The 16,500-nt window shown below is 65.6% G+C and carries 14 protein-coding genes; 9 read left to right on the top strand and 5 right to left on the bottom strand.

Annotated elements, in window-relative coordinates; translation table 11 throughout:
- Positions 1-94 precede the first annotated feature (94 nt).
- From map to KUW00_RS20250, 7 genes are all read left to right on the top strand, one after another.
- Positions 95-886 (top strand): type I methionyl aminopeptidase, encoded by a 792-nt coding sequence (gene map / locus KUW00_RS20280; protein WP_045991187.1) that lies wholly within the window; start codon positions 95-97, stop codon positions 884-886.
- Positions 887-892: 6 nt separating this feature from the next.
- Entirely contained in the window at positions 893-3,568 is a 2,676-nt protein-coding gene (locus KUW00_RS20275) for a [protein-PII] uridylyltransferase (protein ID WP_045991188.1), read from the top strand.
- A 156-nt stretch (positions 3,569-3,724) separates the two neighbouring features.
- The gene (gene dapC, locus KUW00_RS20270; RefSeq protein ID WP_222570000.1) at positions 3,725-4,921 is read left to right on the top strand and encodes a succinyldiaminopimelate transaminase; all 1,197 of its coding nucleotides are present in this window, start codon (positions 3,725-3,727) and stop codon (positions 4,919-4,921) included.
- Between the two features lie 43 nt (positions 4,922-4,964).
- Positions 4,965-5,303, top strand: a complete 339-nt coding sequence (locus KUW00_RS20265) for an arsenate reductase (protein ID WP_108132280.1) — start codon at positions 4,965-4,967, stop codon at positions 5,301-5,303.
- Between the two features lie 50 nt (positions 5,304-5,353).
- On the top strand, positions 5,354-6,379 hold the full coding sequence (gene dapD / locus KUW00_RS20260) for a 2,3,4,5-tetrahydropyridine-2,6-dicarboxylate N-succinyltransferase (RefSeq protein ID WP_108132279.1): 1,026 nt from the start codon (positions 5,354-5,356) through the stop codon (positions 6,377-6,379).
- 45 nt (positions 6,380-6,424) lie between these two features.
- The gene (gene dapE, locus KUW00_RS20255) at positions 6,425-7,621 is read left to right on the top strand and encodes a succinyl-diaminopimelate desuccinylase (protein ID WP_045991192.1); all 1,197 of its coding nucleotides are present in this window, start codon (positions 6,425-6,427) and stop codon (positions 7,619-7,621) included.
- 4 nt (positions 7,622-7,625) lie between these two features.
- A complete protein-coding gene (locus KUW00_RS20250) occupies positions 7,626-8,015 on the top strand; it encodes a hypothetical protein (RefSeq protein WP_045991193.1) in 390 nt (129 codons plus the stop codon).
- A 160-nt stretch (positions 8,016-8,175) separates the two neighbouring features.
- Here the strand turns inward: KUW00_RS20250 and KUW00_RS22595 are convergent, their stop codons facing one another.
- A complete protein-coding gene (locus KUW00_RS22595) occupies positions 8,176-8,640 on the bottom strand; it encodes a cold-shock protein (protein WP_045991194.1) in 465 nt (154 codons plus the stop codon).
- 132 nt (positions 8,641-8,772) lie between these two features.
- Between KUW00_RS22595 and KUW00_RS20240 the strand changes: the two genes are divergently transcribed.
- A complete protein-coding gene (locus KUW00_RS20240) occupies positions 8,773-9,051 on the top strand; it encodes a SlyX family protein (protein ID WP_181248591.1) in 279 nt (92 codons plus the stop codon).
- A gap of 198 nt (positions 9,052-9,249) precedes the next feature.
- Here KUW00_RS20240 and trxB read toward each other — a convergent pair whose 3' ends face one another.
- From trxB to KUW00_RS20225, 3 genes are all read right to left on the bottom strand, one after another.
- Positions 9,250-10,203, bottom strand: a complete 954-nt coding sequence (trxB, locus tag KUW00_RS20235; protein WP_045991195.1) for a thioredoxin-disulfide reductase — start codon at positions 10,201-10,203, stop codon at positions 9,250-9,252.
- Positions 10,204-10,486: 283 nt separating this feature from the next.
- On the bottom strand, positions 10,487-11,089 hold the full coding sequence (locus KUW00_RS20230; protein WP_045991196.1) for a peroxiredoxin: 603 nt from the start codon (positions 11,087-11,089) through the stop codon (positions 10,487-10,489).
- A gap of 242 nt (positions 11,090-11,331) precedes the next feature.
- Entirely contained in the window at positions 11,332-11,541 is a 210-nt protein-coding gene (locus KUW00_RS20225; RefSeq protein WP_108132278.1) for a CPXCG motif-containing cysteine-rich protein, read from the bottom strand.
- A 220-nt stretch (positions 11,542-11,761) separates the two neighbouring features.
- Between KUW00_RS20225 and acnA the strand changes: the two genes are divergently transcribed.
- A complete protein-coding gene (gene acnA / locus KUW00_RS20220; RefSeq protein ID WP_222569999.1) occupies positions 11,762-14,506 on the top strand; it encodes an aconitate hydratase AcnA in 2,745 nt (914 codons plus the stop codon).
- Positions 14,507-14,762: 256 nt separating this feature from the next.
- Here acnA and KUW00_RS20215 read toward each other — a convergent pair whose 3' ends face one another.
- Entirely contained in the window at positions 14,763-16,442 is a 1,680-nt protein-coding gene (locus tag KUW00_RS20215) for an NAD-dependent malic enzyme (protein ID WP_108132277.1), read from the bottom strand.
- Positions 16,443-16,500 lie beyond the last annotated feature (58 nt).

Genomic DNA, 16,500 nt, shown 5'->3' with positions numbered 1-16,500 from the left:
TCCCTCCCCGGAGTCGCCGCGGTCATCGTCGCCGCGAGCCAGCGACTCGGCTCAGCCGCCTGCGCCGGGGCGACACCACCCAGACCGAGATTCCATGAACGTACCCATCAAGACGCCCGAAGAAATCGAGAAGATGCGCGAAGCCGGCCGCCAGGCCGCCAGTGTGCTGGAGATGATCGCCCCCCACGTGGAAGCCGGCGTCAGCACAGGCCACCTGGACAAGCTGTGCCACGACTACATCGTCAACGAGCTCGGCTCCACCCCGGCGCCGCTCAACTATCACGGCTTTCCCAAGTCGATCTGCACCTCGATCAACCACGTGGTCTGCCACGGCATCCCCGACGACAGCAAGAAGCTGAAGAAGGGTGACATCATGAACATGGACATCACCGTAAGGACCGCCGACGGCTACCACGGTGACTCCAGCGTGATGTTCATCATCGGCGAGACCATCCAGGGCGAGCGGCTGTGTCGGGTCACCCAGGAGTGCCTCTACCGCAGCATGGCGCTGGTGCGCCCTGGTGCCCGCCTGTCGGAGCTGGCCCGGGCCATCGAGAGCCACGCCAAGGCCAACGGCTATTCGGTGGTGCGTGACTTCTGCGGCCACGGCATCGGCGCCGGCTTCCACGAGGACCCCCAGGTACTGCACTATGACGGCTACGCCCCCGAGGCGGATATCGAACTGGCCGCCGGCATGTGCTTCACCATCGAACCGATGATCAACGTCGGCGACCATCGCACCAAGGTACTGCGCGATGGCTGGACCGCCGTGACCAAGGACAAGGGGCTGACCGCCCAGTGGGAGCACACCCTGCTGGTGACCGAGACGGGGGTCGAGGTGCTGACCGCCCGTTCCGACGAAGACCTGTCCTTCCTCGAGCGCTGAGAGCCCATGCTGCTGCACCACTATCGCTTCGCACCGGAATTCGAGCTGTTCGACTTCGACGACTTCGCTCGCCAGCTCGAGGGCCAGCGCTCCCCCATCGCGCCCTTCAAGGGCGCGCTCAAGGAGATCCAGTCGCGGCTGGACGAGCGCTTCCTCGGCGGCGCCGACATCCGCGACCTGGTGCGAGGACGGGCCTGGTGCCTGGACCAGCTGCTGGCGCTGGCCTGGGCGCGCCAGCCAGGCCTGGACGATGGTGTAGCGCTACTGGCGGTGGGTGGCTACGGCCGCGGTGAGCTGCACCCTCATTCGGACATCGACCTGATGTTCCTGCTCGAGGACGATGACGACACGCCCTACCGCGAGCCGCTGACCGCCTTCATCACCTTCCTGTGGGACATCGGTCTCGAGATCGGCCACAGCGTGCGCTCGCTCAACGACTGCGAGCGCGAGGCGAAGGCCGACGTCACCGTCATCACCAATCTGCTCGAGTCACGCACCCTGGCCGGCCGCGAGGCCCTGCGCCAGGCCATGCGCGAGCGCCTGTCCGGTGAGCGCATGTGGCCGGCAGACCGCTTCTTCGAGGCCAAGTGGCAGGAGCAGATCACCCGCCACTACCGCTTCAACAACTCCGAGTATCACCTCGAACCGAACATCAAGAGCTCCCCCGGGGGGCTTCGCGATATCCAGATGATCGGCTGGGTGGCCAAGCGCCACTTCGATACCGAGTCCTACGAAGACGTGGTCGCCAAGGGCTTCATGAACGATGCCGAGCATCGCATCCTGAGCCAGGGCCAGGCCTTCCTGTGGCAGGTCCGCTACGCCCTGCACATGCTCACCGGGCGCGCCGAGGATCGGCTGCTGTTCGACCACCAGAACACCATCGCCGAGCTGTTCGGCTACCGCGACAGTCCCGAGCGCCTGGCGGTGGAACAGTTCATGAAGCGCTACTACCGCCATGTCACCGCCCTGGCCGGGCTCAACGACATGCTGCTGCAGCACTTCGACGAACAGATCCTGAGGCCCGATACCCCGATCAACGTGACCCCGCTGAACGAGCGTTTCGAGATCGCCGGCGGCTACATCCAGGTGCGCTCGCGGACCCTGTTCCGCGACCAGCCGGCGGCGCTGCTCGAGCTGTTCTACCTGATGGCCGAGCATCCCGAGATCGAAGGCGTGCGCGCCGACACCATCCGCCTGATCCGCGACCATCGCCACCTGATGGACGACCGCTACCGCAACGACCCGCGTCACCAGGCGCTGTTCATGGCGCTGTTGCGCTCCGGTGGCAATGTCGCCCGCCAGCTGCGCCGGATGAATCGCTACGGGGTGCTGGGCAAGTATCTGCCGGCCTTCGGCCAGGCGGTCGGCCTGATGCAGCACGATCTGTTCCATATCTACACCGTGGACGCCCACACCCTGCGCCTGCTGAAGTGCCTGCACGGCTTCCGCAAGCCCGAGGCGAAGAAGGAGTTCCCGGTGGCGGCGACCCTGATTCACCAGGCGCCGAAGATGGAGATCCTGTGGATCGCCGGGCTGTTCCACGACATCGGCAAGGGCCGCGGCGGCGATCATTCGCTGATCGGCGCCCGCGAGGTCGAGGATTTCGCCGAACGCCACGGGCTCAGCCAGCGTGATACCCGACTGGTCAGCTGGCTGGTGGAAAACCACCTGCTGATGTCGATGATCGCCCAGAAGCGCGACATCACCGACCCCGAGGTGATCCGCGACTTCGCCGCCAGCGTCGGCGACGAGACCCGCCTGGACTATCTTTACATCCTCACCGTGGCCGACATCACCGCGACCAATCCCACCCTGTGGAATGGCTGGCGCGCCTCGCTGATGCGCCAGCTCCACGCCGAGACTCGGCGGGCACTGCGGCGTGGCCTCGAGAACCCGCTGGAGCGCGCCGACTGGGTCCGCGAGACCCGTGAGGAGGCGCACTCGCTGCTGGCCACGATCGGCGCCGACATGGCGCGGGTCGACGCCCTGTGGGAGTCGCTCGGCGAGGACTTCTTCCTGCAGTACGCCTCCAGCGAGGTGGTGTGGCAGACCCAGGGCATGCTGGCCCACGCCGGCAGCGAGCTGCCACTGATCCTGATCAACGCGCCCACCGACGACATGGCCGAGGGCGGGACCAAGGTATTTATCCATACCCGTTCGGTGGATGACCTGTTCGCCGCCACCGCCGCCGCCATGGAGCAGCTCGGGCTGTCGATCCACGACGCGCGCATCGCCACCTCGCTCAATGACTGGACGCTGAACACCTTCATCGTGCTCGATGACCACGACAAGCCGATCCGCGACGCCAGCCGCCTCGAGGAGATTCGCCGCCACCTGGTCGAAGAACTCGACGACCCGGACGACTACCCGACCATCGTCACCCGCCACACCCCGCGCCAGCTCAAGCACTTCAAGGTGGCCACCCAGGTGGCCATCGAACAGGACCCGGGTGGCGAGCGCACCCTGCTGGAGCTGACCGCACCGGACCGGCCCGGCCTGCTGGCTCGGGTCGGCAGTATCTTCATGGAGCAGGGCATCACCCTGTCGGCGGCGAAGATCGCGACCCTCGGCGAGCGCGTCGAGGACGTCTTCTACGTCACCGACCGCGAAGGCCGACCGATCACCGACCCCGAGCGCCAGCAGCAGTTGCGCGAACGGCTGATCGACGTCCTCAGCGTCTAGCGGCCCCGCCGAGCTGACCTGAATCACACAGCAGGCAAGGCGCGTCGATTTGAGGCTGGTACGCCCCTTCCCTATAATCGATGCCCGGTCGCGCCCCGCGCCGACGGCACCCACTCCCGTGATGACAACGACGCCCCAAGGGCGCGCCTGGACCCCATGAACCCTGATCTCGACGCCTTGCAACCCTACCCCTTCGAGCGCCTGGCGGCGCTGAAGGCGGACCTGACGCCACCAGCCGACCTCGCCCATCGTCCGCTGACCATCGGCGAGCCACAGCATGCGCCCTACCAGGCGGCACTCGACGCCCTGGTCCGACATCAGCATGACTTCGCCCGCTATCCGGCCATCGCCGGACTGCCCGAGCTGCGTCAGGCCATCGCCGACTGGGCCAGTAGCCGCTTCGGCCTGGACGGGCTCGACGCCGAGCACCAGGTGCTGCCGGTCAACGGTACCCGCGAGGCCATCTTCGCCTTCGTCCAGGCCTGTCTCGATCGCTCACGCCCGGCGCGGGTGGCGGTGCCCAACCCCTTCTACCAGATCTATGAAGGCGCCGCCCTGCTGGCCGGCGGCACCCCGCTGTACCTCGACTGCCGTGCCGACAACGACTTCCGCCCGGATTTCTCGGCCGTCGACGCCGACACCTGGCGCCAGGTGCAGCTGGTGTTCTTGTGTTCGCCGGGCAACCCCACCGGCGCGGTGACCCCGATCGAAGAGTTCCAGCAGTTGATCGCCCTGGCCGACGAGTACGACTTCATCATCGCCTCCGACGAGTGCTACTCGGAGCTGTACCTGGATGAGCAGGCGCCACCACCGGGACTGTTGCAGGCCGCCGCCGCCATGGGGCGCCACGACTATCACCGCTGCCTGGTGTTCCACTCGCTGTCCAAGCGTTCGAACCTGCCGGGGCTACGCTCGGGCTTCGTCGCAGGCGATGCCGAGCTGATCAGCCGCTTTCGTCGCTACCGCACCTACCACGGCTGCGCCATGGCGCTGCCGATCCAGCAGGCCTCGATCGCCGCCTGGTCCGACGAAGCCCACGTGCGCGACAACCGTGACGCCTACCGCGCCAAGTTCGCCGCGGTCACCGAGATCCTCGCACCGGTGATGGACTTTCCCGCCCCCGAGGCTAGCTTTTATCTGTGGCCAGCGGTCCCCGACGGTGACGACGCCGCCTTCACCCTGCGACTCTACGCCGAGGCCCACGTCAGCGTCCTGCCGGGCAGCTACATGGGCAGAACCGGCAGCGACGGCACCAACCCGGGCGCCGGTCGGCTGAGACTGGCACTGGTGGACGAACTGGCCCCCACTCGGGAAGCGGCCGAGCGCATCCGCGACCTGCTCGCACGCGGCTGATCCCGACCGACGCCACGACCAACGAACATTGAGGACGGGCCCCATGCTGACGCTCTACGTGATCAAGAACTGCGATACCTGCCGCAAGGCCCAGAAGGCGCTGGACGGCAGCGGCCACCCCTACCAGGTCCATGACCTGCGCGCCGATGGCGTATCGGCGGCGCTGCTCGAGCACTTCCTCGAGTCGGTGCCGGTGCTGACCCTGCTCAACAAGCGCAGCACTACCTGGCGCCAGCTACCTGACGACGACAAGAACGACGTCGACGCCAACAAGGCCCGCGAATTGATGCTCGCCAACCCGACCCTGATCAAGCGCCCGCTGCTCGACACCGGCGACGACATCCTGGTCGGCTATCGCGACGGCGACTACGACGACCTCTAATTTTTCGCCCCTCTTTGCGAATTCCAGCACCTACGAAAAGGACATACGGCATGCACAGCTTTGCACTCGGCATCGGCACCCAGAACACCCAGGGCGACTGGCTCGAGGTCTACTACCCGGCGCCGCTGCTCGCCCCCGACGCCAGCCTGGTAGAGGCCGCCGCCCGGGTACTCGACGCGCCCCAGGGCACCGCCGCCGTCAGCTTCCTGCCGGAACACTGCCAGGCCCTGGCCGACGCCCTGCGCGACGCCGGCCACCCGGAGCAGGCCGAACTGGCCGCCAGCCTCAGCGCCAGCCAGCGTCCGCTGGTGGCGACCTTCATCAGTGAGGACCTGCCGCCCCAGAGCGCCCCGGAGGTCTACCTCAAGCTGCACCTGCTGTCCCATCGCCTGGTCAAGCCGCACCAGCTCGACCTCACCGGCATGTTCGGTCTGCTGCGCAATATTGCCTGGAGCAGCGAAGGCGCCATCGACATCATCGAGCTGCCGGCACGCCGCCTCAAGGCCCGCCTGGAAGGTCGCACCCTGTCGGTGGACTGTGTCGACAAGTTCCCCAAGATGACCGACTACGTGGTGCCCAATGGCGTGCGCATCGCCGACACCGCACGGGTGCGTCTGGGCGCCTACCTGGGCGAGGGCACCACGGTGATGCACGAGGGCTTCGTCAACTTCAACGCCGGCACCGAAGGCCCGGGCATGATCGAGGGCCGTATCTCGGCCGGCGTGGTGGTCGGCAAGGGCTCCGACCTGGGCGGTGGCTGTTCCACCATGGGTACCCTGTCAGGTGGCGGCAACATCATCATCTCGGTGGGTGAAGGCTGCCTGATCGGCGCCAACGCCGGTATCGGTATCCCGCTGGGCGACCGCTGCACCGTCGAGGCCGGGCTCTACATCACCGCCGGCGCCAAGGTCACCCTGCTCGATGACCAGGGCCAGGAAGTACGCACCCTGGCGGCCCGCGAACTGGCCGGCCAGGACGATCTGCTGCTGCGTCGCAACTCGACCAACGGCCGTATCGAGTGCCTGACCAACAAGAGCGCCATCGCCCTCAACGAAGCGCTGCACGCCCACAATTGATCCCGAGCGCGGCGGCCCTGGCCGCCGCCTTTCTTCGAGACCGCTATGCCGACTACCGACTTGCCTGCACCGACCGACGCCCCCGCGACCACCGAGACACTCTCGCCCACCCTGGAGCTTGCCCTCGAGCTGTTGCGGCGTCCTTCGGTAACCCCGGACGACATGGGCTGCCAGGCGCTGATGATCGAACGCCTCGAGCGCCTGGGCTTCAACATCGAGTCGCTGCCCTTCGGCGAAGTGGAAAACTTCTGGGCGGTGCACGGTCACCACGGCCCGGTGCTGGCCTTCGCCGGCCACACCGACGTGGTACCCACCGGACCCGAGCACCAGTGGCAGACCCCGCCCTTTGCCCCGATCATCGATGACGACGGCATGCTGCGCGGTCGCGGCGCCGCCGACATGAAAGGCAGTCTGGCCGCCATGGTCACGGCGGTGGAGCGCTTTGTCAGCGCCCACCCCGATCACCCCGGACGCATCGCCTTTCTGATCACCGCCGACGAGGAAGGCCCGGCGGTGGATGGCACTCGTGCGGTGGTCGAGCACCTGCGCGAGCGCAACGAACGCCTCGACTACTGCATCGTCGGCGAGCCCTCTTCCACCGAGCGCCTGGGCGACGTGATCAAGAACGGCCGGCGCGGCTCGCTGGGCGGCGTGCTCAAGGTCCGCGGCATCCAGGGCCACGTGGCCTATCCTCACCTGGCGCGTAACCCGATTCACCAGATCGCGCCGGCGCTGGACGCCCTCGCCAACGAACACTGGGATGCCGGCAACGACTGCTTTCCTGCCACCAGCTTCCAGATCTCGAACCTGCGCGCCGGCACCGGTGCCACCAATGTGATCCCAGGCGAGGTCGAGGCCACCTTCAACTTCCGTTTCTCCACCGAGACCACTGATGCCGAGTTGCGCGAGCGCACCGAGGCCATCCTGCGTGGCTTCGACCTGGACTTCGAGATCGACTGGACGCTCAACGGCCAGCCCTTCCTGACCCGCGAAGGGGCGCTGGTCGACGCCGCCGTGGCCGGCGTCCGCGACGTCACCGGCACCACCCCGGTGCTGTCCACCTCCGGCGGTACTTCCGACGGTCGCTTCATCGCCACGCTAGGCGCCCAGGTGGTGGAACTTGGCCCGCTCAACGCCACCATCCACAAGGTCGATGAGCGCGTGCGCGCCGCAGACCTGGATGACCTGAGCCGGGTCTACGAAGCCATCCTGACGCGGCTGTTCGCCGACGCAAGGAGCTGAAGTGATGACCGAGCGCTACCCGGATATCGAGATCTATCTTGGCGAGGCCAGCGCCGAGCGCATCGGCGAGTGGCTCGGCGCCACCCTGAATGCCCCGCCGCTGACCCCCTGCGGCAAGCTCAAGTGGCGCACCGAAGGTCACCTCGATGGTGCCGACATTCCCGTGCTGCTGGTCGGCAAGGCCGCCGATGGCTTCGCCAGCCTGTGGCTCGACAGCGGCCAGTCCCCCTGGCCCACCGACGCCGACTTCGCCAGGGCCGCCGCCCTGGCGCTGGACTGCGAGGTGCGCTGCTCGCTGGGCGGCTGGCAGCCCGGCGACGACCCCGACCGCTTCCTGCAGGTGTTACCCGACGGCAGCGAATCGGCCATCGACTGGCCCGACTCGGGACACTGACGAGGCGCTCCCAGCTGGGCCCTGAAAAGGGTCCTGCAACGGGCGCAGAGCCGGGCGCAGAAACGGATACTGAGCCGGGCGCAGAGACAGACCCGCGGCGCCACAAACGACGACGCCCCGCACTAGGCGGGGCGTCGTGGCAATGGCGAGAGCATCGCGCTCAGGTGATGACGGTGACGTCGTCGGCCTGCAGGCCGCGCTCGTTCTCGATCACGTAGTAGCGTACTCTCTGGCCTTCGGCCAGGGTGCGATGGCCCCGGCCGCGGATGGCACGGAAGTGAACAAAGACGTCCTCGCCCCCGTCACGGGTGATGAAGCCGTAGCCCTTGTTGACATTGAACCACTTGACCTCGCCGATCTCGCGATCGTCATCCTCGACCTCGGCCAGGTTGACCAACCTTGGCGTCAGGGCATTGAGGGCCAGGGTGGCTACCAGCAACACGCCAAAGACCGCTCCGGCAGCGGCAAGGTAGCCATGCAGCAGTGCCTCCTCGGCGATGGCGCCGTGCAACTCCTCGACGGACAACCCGGTCACCAGGCTGACGGCAAGAGCAATCAGCAGCGGTGCAGGCGCGGCCAACAGCAGACTGATCACACAACAACGAACGAATACCCTTTTTTTCATGGACGTGAAAAACTCTCTTCTTATGGTGAAAACAGGTGGAATGACCATGGGATCCGCGGCCATGCACGATACACAGACGAGATCCTTCCGCCACGACTTCTCGAAAAAAGCCCAAGGCAGGCAGTTGACACGATGAACAGTGACACACCGCAACATGAGTCTATCACGGGTATTGACAAGTCGTCCGCCGATCTAGCAAAGCGTGTCGAAGAACTGGAGAGCCGTCTGGCCTACCAGGAACACTGGCTGGACAGCCTGGACGCCACCATCGCCGGCCAGGAGCGCCGAATGATGGAGCTGGAACGCATCAATCGCCTGATGCAGGAAAGACTACGCGAGCTGGCGGCCAGCAACGACCGCGGACTGGGCGATGCCCCCGGCCCCGAGGACGAGTTGCCGCCACACTATTGAGGCCCGGCCCGGCGGACAGGACAGTACTGCTCCGCCGCTGCCCCCCCCGGCGGATGCCATCAACAAGAACACCGCCAGGCATTTGCCTGGCGGTGTTTTTTGTATCAGATCGATATCGATGCTGCCAGCGGTGCAGTTGTAGTGAGCCTGACGATAGCCTCAGTCGAGGCTGTCCAGATATCGCGCCTGACGATAGCGTCAGTCGAGGCTGTCCAGATAACGCTCCACGTCCAGCGCCGCCATGCAGCCGCTGCCGGCTGAGGTGATCGCCTGACGATAGACGTGATCCATGACGTCGCCGGCGGCGAACACACCGGGCACGCTGGTGGCGGTGGCGTTGCCCTCGAGGCCTGACTTGACCTTGATATAGCCGCCTGCCATCTCGAGCTGGCCCTCGAAGATGCCGGTGTTGGGGCTATGACCGATGGCGATGAACACGCCGGGTGCGGTGATCTCGCGGGTCGAACCGTCCTCGACCGCCTTGAGCCGCGCACCGGTGACCCCGGTGTTGTCCCCCAGCACCTCGTCCAGAGTGTGGTTCCAGATCAGTTCGACGTTGCCGTTCTCGGCCTTCTCGAACAGCTTGTCCTGCAGAATCTTCTCCGCCCTGAGGCTGTCGCGGCGGTGCACCAGGGTGACCTTGGAGGCGATATTGGACAGGTAAAGCGCCTCTTCCACGGCGGTGTTGCCGCCGCCCACCACGATCACTTCCTGGTTGCGATAGAAGAAGCCGTCGCAGGTGGCGCAGGCCGACACGCCCTGGCCCATGAACTGCTGCTCCGAGGGCAGCCCCAGGTAGCGCGCACTGGCCCCGGTAGCAATGATCAGGGCGTCGCAGGTGTAGGTGCCGTTGTCGCCCTTCAAGGTGAAGGGACGTTCGCGCAGTTCCACCTCGTGGATATGGTCGAACAGCACCTCGGTATCGAATCGCTCGGCGTGACGGCGCATGCGCTCCATCAGCTCCGGCCCCTGGACACCGGCGTCGTCGCCTGGCCAGTTGTCCACGTCGGTGGTGGTGGTCAACTGACCGCCTGTCTGCATGCCGGTGATCAACAGCGGCTTGAGATTGGCCCGCGCAGCGTAGACCGCCGCACTGTAGCCGGCAGGCCCCGAGCCCAGGATGATCAGACGTTCGTGGCGCACTTCGCTCATGGCTACCTCACAAGACTAACTTGACTAAGCCGGGGGCTCCCCTGGGGGGCCGCGACGCTAAAGGAAAATGGATTCGATGATGACGGCGACGCAGCGTCGTCATGAGCCAATCCACCCGAAACTCGGGTCAACAGGGTGCGGTCTGGCGCGCAAGGGTCTGTCGCGACTGGCCAGCACACCCGCATGCCGAGGATATACGCAACGGGGCGGCCAGGCCGCCCCGTCGTGACACTGCTCGGGCTGTCCCGAGTCGGCTCACCTGGCGGTGAGCGCTGGCAGCGTCTTACAGCTCGCTGGAGTGAGTACCCAGGTACTTGGCGACACCTTCAGCGGTATCCTTCATGCCTTCCTGGCCTTCGTCCCAGCCAGCCGGGCAGACTTCGCCGTGCTTCTGGTGGTGCTGCAGGGCCTTGACCATACGCACCATCTCATCGACGTTGCGGCCCAGCGGCAGGTTGTTGACCACCTGATGCTGCACCACGCCATCCTCGTCGATCAGGAAGGAGGCGCGCAGGGCGACACCGGCTTCCGGATGCTCGATGCCGTACGCCTGGGTAATCTCGTGCTTGACGTCGGCCACGATCGGGAAGCCGACCTCACCGATACCACCGGCGTCCGGGCTGGTCTTGCGCCAGGCGTAGTGGGTGAACTGGGAATCGATGGAGACACCGATCACCTCGACACCCAGATCCTTGAACTGCGCCAGACGGTTGTCATGGGCGATGATCTCGGACGGGCACACGAAGGTGAAGTCCAGCGGCCAGAAGAACAGCACGCGCAGCTTGCCGTTGCTGTCGGACAGCTTGAAGTTCTCGACGATTTCGCCGTTGCCGGTGACGGCGGCGGCTTCGAAATCGGGAGCTTGACGTCCTACCAGTACGCTCATGAAAGTCTCCTTGGAGTAGTGAAACGTGAGGGTTCAAGAATCAGGGGCAAATACCGGATGTCACCCTAGGCCAGCGAACCACACCGGGCCAATCGACCTGGGCCATCGACCCGATAGTCGCCGGCTATTGTCACCCGACGGCGATGACGTCGCAATGACGCCGTCATCGACATCCGCCAGGCTCGAATGAGATCGTTACGCGGCCCACAGCGGCGCATGACACTTCCATCACATGAGCCCTGTCACATGACCTCGTCATCATCGCCGGCGGCCACCGAGACGATATCCTCGGTCACCGCATCCACCTCGATACGGTAGTGGATCGGCGCACAGCACTGGGGGCAGTCTTCCCAGGTCTCGTGGCTGCCCTGGGAGGTGTCCACCACCAGCTCGATATGGGCATCGCAGTAGGGGCAATCAAGCGGCCAGCTCGGCAGCGTCTGTTCGTGCACGATGCACCTCCCCTCTGGTCGCGATCGACGTGAACCTTCACCATGGGGGTGACCCGACAGCCTTTCAAGGCGTGATCCGGCATCCGTTTACACGTCAACGGTTGAAGAACACAACTATGATGACCAAGTACCACTACTAGTACCACCAAGGGATCGATATTGGCCCCGCGCCGATCCCAGCGAACCTGGACCGTTCGATTCAATGCCTCAGGAGGACAGCATGAGTAGCGATTCCCTACCGGATACCCGTCGCACGCTAGATGTAGGCGGAACTCAGTACGACTTCTACAGCCTGGCCCAGGCTGCCGAGGACCTTGGCGATATTCAGCGTCTGCCGATGACGCTCAAGGTACTGCTGGAAAACCAGCTACGCTTTGCCGACGATGAGAGCGTGTCCAGAGAAGACCTTCAGGCGCTGGTGGACTGGCAGAAGGAAGGCCGCTCGGACCGCGAGATCGGCTACCGTCCCGCCCGCGTGCTGATGCAGGACTTCACCGGCGTGCCGGGGGTGGTCGACCTGGCCTCGATGCGTGCCGCGGTGGAGAAACTCGGTGAGCAACCGTCGAAGATCAACCCGCTGTCACCGGTCGATCTGGTCATCGACCACTCGGTGATGGTCGACAAGTACGGCGACCCGTCCGCCTTCAAGGACAACGTGGCGCTGGAGATGGAGCGCAACCGCGAGCGCTACGAGTTCCTGCGCTGGGGCCAGCAGGCCTTCGACAACTTCCGCGTGGTGCCGCCGGGCACCGGCATCTGCCACCAGGTCAACCTGGAGTACCTGGGCAAGACGGTGTGGACCCGGGAAGAGGACGGCAAGACCCTGGCCTACCCGGATACCCTGGTCGGCACCGACTCCCACACCACCATGATCAACGGCCTCGGCGTACTCGGCTGGGGTGTCGGCGGCATCGAGGCCGAGGCCGCCATGCTCGGCCAGCCGGTGTCGATGCTGATCCCCGAGGTCATCGGCTTCAAGCTGACCGGCAAGCTCAGAGAAGGCATCACCGCCACCGACCTGGTACTCACCGTCACCGAGATGCTGCGCAAGAAAGGCGTGGTCGGGAAGTTCGTCGAGTTCTACGGCGACGGCCTCAAGGACCTGCCCCTGGCCGACCGCGCCACCATCGCCAACATGGCCCCGGAGTACGGCGCCACCTGCGGCTTCTTCCCGGTGGACGACGAGACCTTGAACTACATGCGGCTGTCCGGCCGCGACGACGACCAGATCGCCCTGGTCGAGGCCTACTCCAAGGAGCAGGGCCTGTGGCGCGAACCCGGCCACGAGCCGATCTTCAGCGACACCCTGGGACTCGACATGGGTGACGTCGAGGCCAGCCTCGCCGGTCCCAAGCGGCCCCAGGACCGTGTCGCCCTGAGCCAGCTCGCCACCACCTTCGAAAAACTGATGGAGGACGAGGGCAAGTCGGCCAAGGACAGCCGCGACGACAAGATGGGCTCCGAGGGCGGCCAGACCGCGGTCGGCGTCGAGCGCAGCTATCGTCACGCCGACAGCCAGGACGTCAACTACAAGGGCGAGGACTTCAGCCTGGACCCCGGCGCGGTGGTCATCGCTGCCATCACCTCGTGCACCAACACCTCGAACCCCAGCGTGATGATGGCCGCAGGCCTCTTGGCCCGCAAGGCCAAGGAGAAGGGCCTGGCCACCAAGCCCTGGGTCAAGACCTCGCTGGCTCCCGGCTCCAAGGTGGTCACCGAATACCTGGCCGCCGCCGGCCTGCAGGACGACCTCAACGCCCTGGGCTTCAATCTGGTGGGCTATGGCTGCACCACCTGCATCGGCAACTCGGGCCCGCTGCCCGAGCCGATCGAGGATGCCGTCAAGACCGGCGACCTGACGGTGGCCTCGGTACTGTCCGGCAACCGCAACTTCGAAGGCCGGGTGCACCCGCTGGTGAAGACCAACTGGTTGGCCTCACCGCCCCTGGTGGTGGCCTTCGCCCTGGCCGGCAATGTGCGCTGCGACCTGGACAATGACCCCATCGGTGAAGGTAGCGACGGCGAGCCGGTCTACCTCAAGGACATCTGGCCCACCCAGGCCGAGGTCGCCGAGGCGGTGGAGAAGGTCAACACCGAGATGTTCCGCAAAGAATACGCCGCGGTGTTCGACGGCGACGAGGTGTGGAAGGCCATCAAGGTGCCGGAAAGCGAGGTCTACGAGTGGGACGACAACTCGACCTACATCCAGCACCCGCCCTTCTTCGAGGGCATGGGCAAGGAGCCGTCCAAGGTCGAGGACGTCAAGGACGCCCATGTACTGGCCATGCTCGGCGACAGCGTGACCACCGACCACATCTCGCCGGCCGGCGCGATCAAGCCCGACAGCCCGGCGGGCCGCTACCTGCAGGAGAACGGCGTCAAGCCGGTGGACTTCAACTCCTACGGCTCGCGGCGCGGCAACCACGAGGTGATGATGCGCGGCACCTTCGCCAACGTGCGCATCCAGAACGAGATGCTCGATGGCGTGGTCGGTGGCGAGACTCGCCACGTGCCCAGCGGCGAACAGATGGCGATCTACGACGCCGCCATGAAGTACCAGGAGGAAGGCACCCCCCTGGTGGTGGTGGCCGGCAAGGAGTACGGCACCGGCTCCTCCCGCGACTGGGCGGCCAAGGGCACCCTGCTGCTCGGCGTGCGCGCCGTGCTGGCGGAGTCCTACGAGCGCATCCACCGCTCCAACCTGATCGGCATGGGCGTGGTACCGCTGCAGTTCCCCGAAGGAGAGGATCGCAAGTCACTCGGCATGACCGGCGACGAGACGGTCTCCATCGAGGGCCTCGACAGCCTCGAACCCGGCGGCAAGGTCAAGGTGACCATCAAGGGCGACAAGGGTGAGAAGACCCTCGACGCCCTGTGTCGCATCGACACCGCCAACGAGCTCGAGTACTACCGCCACGGCGGCATACTGCACTATGTGCTGCGCAAGATGATCGGCGCCGCCTGATCACCCGGCGGGCCCAGGCCCGCCACACAGACGGCCGGCGCATCGCACTGGCCGTCACACCGAGACCTCGCCCACCGGCGAGGTCTTTTTTTGTGCGAATCTTGTTTTCTACTCCATCTACAGACCCTTCAGCGCAGCGCTTGAGCGACCGCATCTATTGCTACCCGCCTGTGTTGCTACCCGACTGCGCCTCACGCCAGCAAATAAAAACCCCGCCTTGTGGCGGGGTTCAGTGATCGCTTGAGCGCGCAGATGCCTAGAAGGCGCGGCGACGATAGTCGCGATAGTTGGGCATCCAGCAGCTCTTTTCGATGTCGCGGCGCAGCTTGGTACCGTCGCTCTTGAGCGCCACGCCCTCGTGCTGGGCCTGGGCCGCCACGTCGAAGGCGATCGACTTGGAGATATCGCGGATGCGCGACAGCGCCGGCAGCATGGCACCCTCGCCCTCCTTGACGATCGGTGCCTCCCGGGCCAGAGCCCGTGAGGCCGCCATCAGCATCGCATCGGTGACGCGGCGTGCACCGCTTGCCACCACCCCGAGGCCGATCCCCGGGAAGATGTAGGCGTTGTTGCACTGGGCGATGGGAATGCGACGACCATTGATCTCGACCGGGGCGAAGGGACTGCCGGTGGCCACCAGGGCGTCGCCGTTGGTCCACTCGAGCACGTCGGAGGGGATCGCTTCGGCCCGAGAAGTGGGGTTGGACAGCGGCATGATCAGCGGCATCTTGCAGTTGGCGTGCATCGCCTTGACCACCGCCTCGGTGAAGATACCCTTCTGGCCACAGACGCCGAGCAGCACCGTCGGCTGAACCTGCTTGACCACCTCGAGCAGGTCCTGACCTTCCCAGCCCTCGACCATACCGGCCGGGTGGGCAAGGCGGCGCTGGAAGTCACGCAGCCAGGTCTGGTCGTCCGTCACCAGGCCCTCGCGATCGACCATGTAGACCCGCTCGCGGGCCTGGGACTCGGTCAGGCCTTCGGCCATCATCGCCACCACCACCATCTCGGCGATGCCGCAGCCGGCGGAGCCGGCGCCGACGAACACCACCCGCTGACGGGCCATGCCCTCGCCACGTGCCTGGCAGGCCGCCATCAGGGTGCCGACGCAGACCGCAGCGGTGCCCTGGACGTCATCATTGAAGCAGCATAGCTCGTCGCGATAGCGCTCCAGCAGCGGCATGGCGTTGGCCTGGGCAAAGTCCTCGAACTGCAGCAGTACCTTGGGCCAGCGCCGCTTCACCGCCTGCATGAAGGCATCGATGAACTCGTCGTATTCTTCCTGGCTGATACGCGGGTGGCGCCAGCCCATGTAGCGCGGGTCGTCCAGCAACTGCTGATTGTTGGTACCGACGTCGAGCATTATCGGCAGAGTATTGGCCGGGCTGATGCCGCCACAGGCGGTGTACAGCGACAACTTGCCGATGGGGATGCCCATGCCGCCGATGCCCTGGTCACCGAGGCCGAGGATGCGCTCGCCGTCGGTGACCACGATCACCTTGACGTTGTCCTTGGTGGCGCTGCGCAGGATGTCGTCCATGTACTCGCGGTCGGGGTAGGAGATGAACAGCCCCCGGTGGTTGCGATAGATATTGGAGAACTCCTCACAGGCCTTGCCGACCGTGGGGGTGTAGATGATCGGCAGCATCTCCTCGAGATGCTCGGAGACGAGGCGGAAGAACAGCGTCTCGTTGTCGTCCTGGATCGCCCGCAGGTAGATATGGCGGTCCAGGTCATTCTGGCACTGCTGGTACTGGTGGTAGGCACGCTCGACCTGTTCGTCGATGGTCTCGACGTTCTGCGGCAAGAGGCCGATCAGGTTGAACTGCAGGCGCTCCTTCTGGGTGAAGGCGCTGCCCTTGTTGAGCAGCGGCATCTCCAGCAGAGAGGGTCCAGCGTAGGGAATATAGAGGGGACGCTTGGGTTCTGTGCTCATCTCTCGTCTCGTTTGGTGACTCGGTCAAGGGACTCTGGCGAGTCCGGGCACTCTTCTC

It is taken from the genome of Halomonas sp. DP5N14-9 (genome assembly GCF_019802175.1).
GTDB lineage: Bacteria > Pseudomonadota > Gammaproteobacteria > Pseudomonadales > Halomonadaceae > Halomonas > Halomonas litopenaei.
Note: the sequence above shows the minus strand (reverse complement) of the source record. Positions and strands in the feature narration are given on the sequence as shown.

Coding starts and splice junctions, on each gene's coding strand:
- map (WP_045991187.1), top strand. CDS start 95: ATGAACGTACCCATCAAGACGCCCGAAGAAATCGAGAAGATGCGCGAA.
- KUW00_RS20275 (WP_045991188.1), top strand. CDS start 893: ATGCTGCTGCACCACTATCGCTTCGCACCGGAATTCGAGCTGTTCGAC.
- dapC (WP_222570000.1), top strand. CDS start 3,725: ATGAACCCTGATCTCGACGCCTTGCAACCCTACCCCTTCGAGCGCCTG.
- KUW00_RS20265 (WP_108132280.1), top strand. CDS start 4,965: ATGCTGACGCTCTACGTGATCAAGAACTGCGATACCTGCCGCAAGGCC.
- dapD (WP_108132279.1), top strand. CDS start 5,354: ATGCACAGCTTTGCACTCGGCATCGGCACCCAGAACACCCAGGGCGAC.
- dapE (WP_045991192.1), top strand. CDS start 6,425: ATGCCGACTACCGACTTGCCTGCACCGACCGACGCCCCCGCGACCACC.
- KUW00_RS20250 (WP_045991193.1), top strand. CDS start 7,626: ATGACCGAGCGCTACCCGGATATCGAGATCTATCTTGGCGAGGCCAGC.
- KUW00_RS22595 (WP_045991194.1), bottom strand. CDS start 8,640: ATGAAAAAAAGGGTATTCGTTCGTTGTTGTGTGATCAGTCTGCTGTTG.
- KUW00_RS20240 (WP_181248591.1), top strand. CDS start 8,773: ATGAACAGTGACACACCGCAACATGAGTCTATCACGGGTATTGACAAG.
- trxB (WP_045991195.1), bottom strand. CDS start 10,203: ATGAGCGAAGTGCGCCACGAACGTCTGATCATCCTGGGCTCGGGGCCT.
- KUW00_RS20230 (WP_045991196.1), bottom strand. CDS start 11,089: ATGAGCGTACTGGTAGGACGTCAAGCTCCCGATTTCGAAGCCGCCGCC.
- acnA (WP_222569999.1), top strand. CDS start 11,762: ATGAGTAGCGATTCCCTACCGGATACCCGTCGCACGCTAGATGTAGGC.
- KUW00_RS20215 (WP_108132277.1), bottom strand. CDS start 16,442: ATGAGCACAGAACCCAAGCGTCCCCTCTATATTCCCTACGCTGGACCC.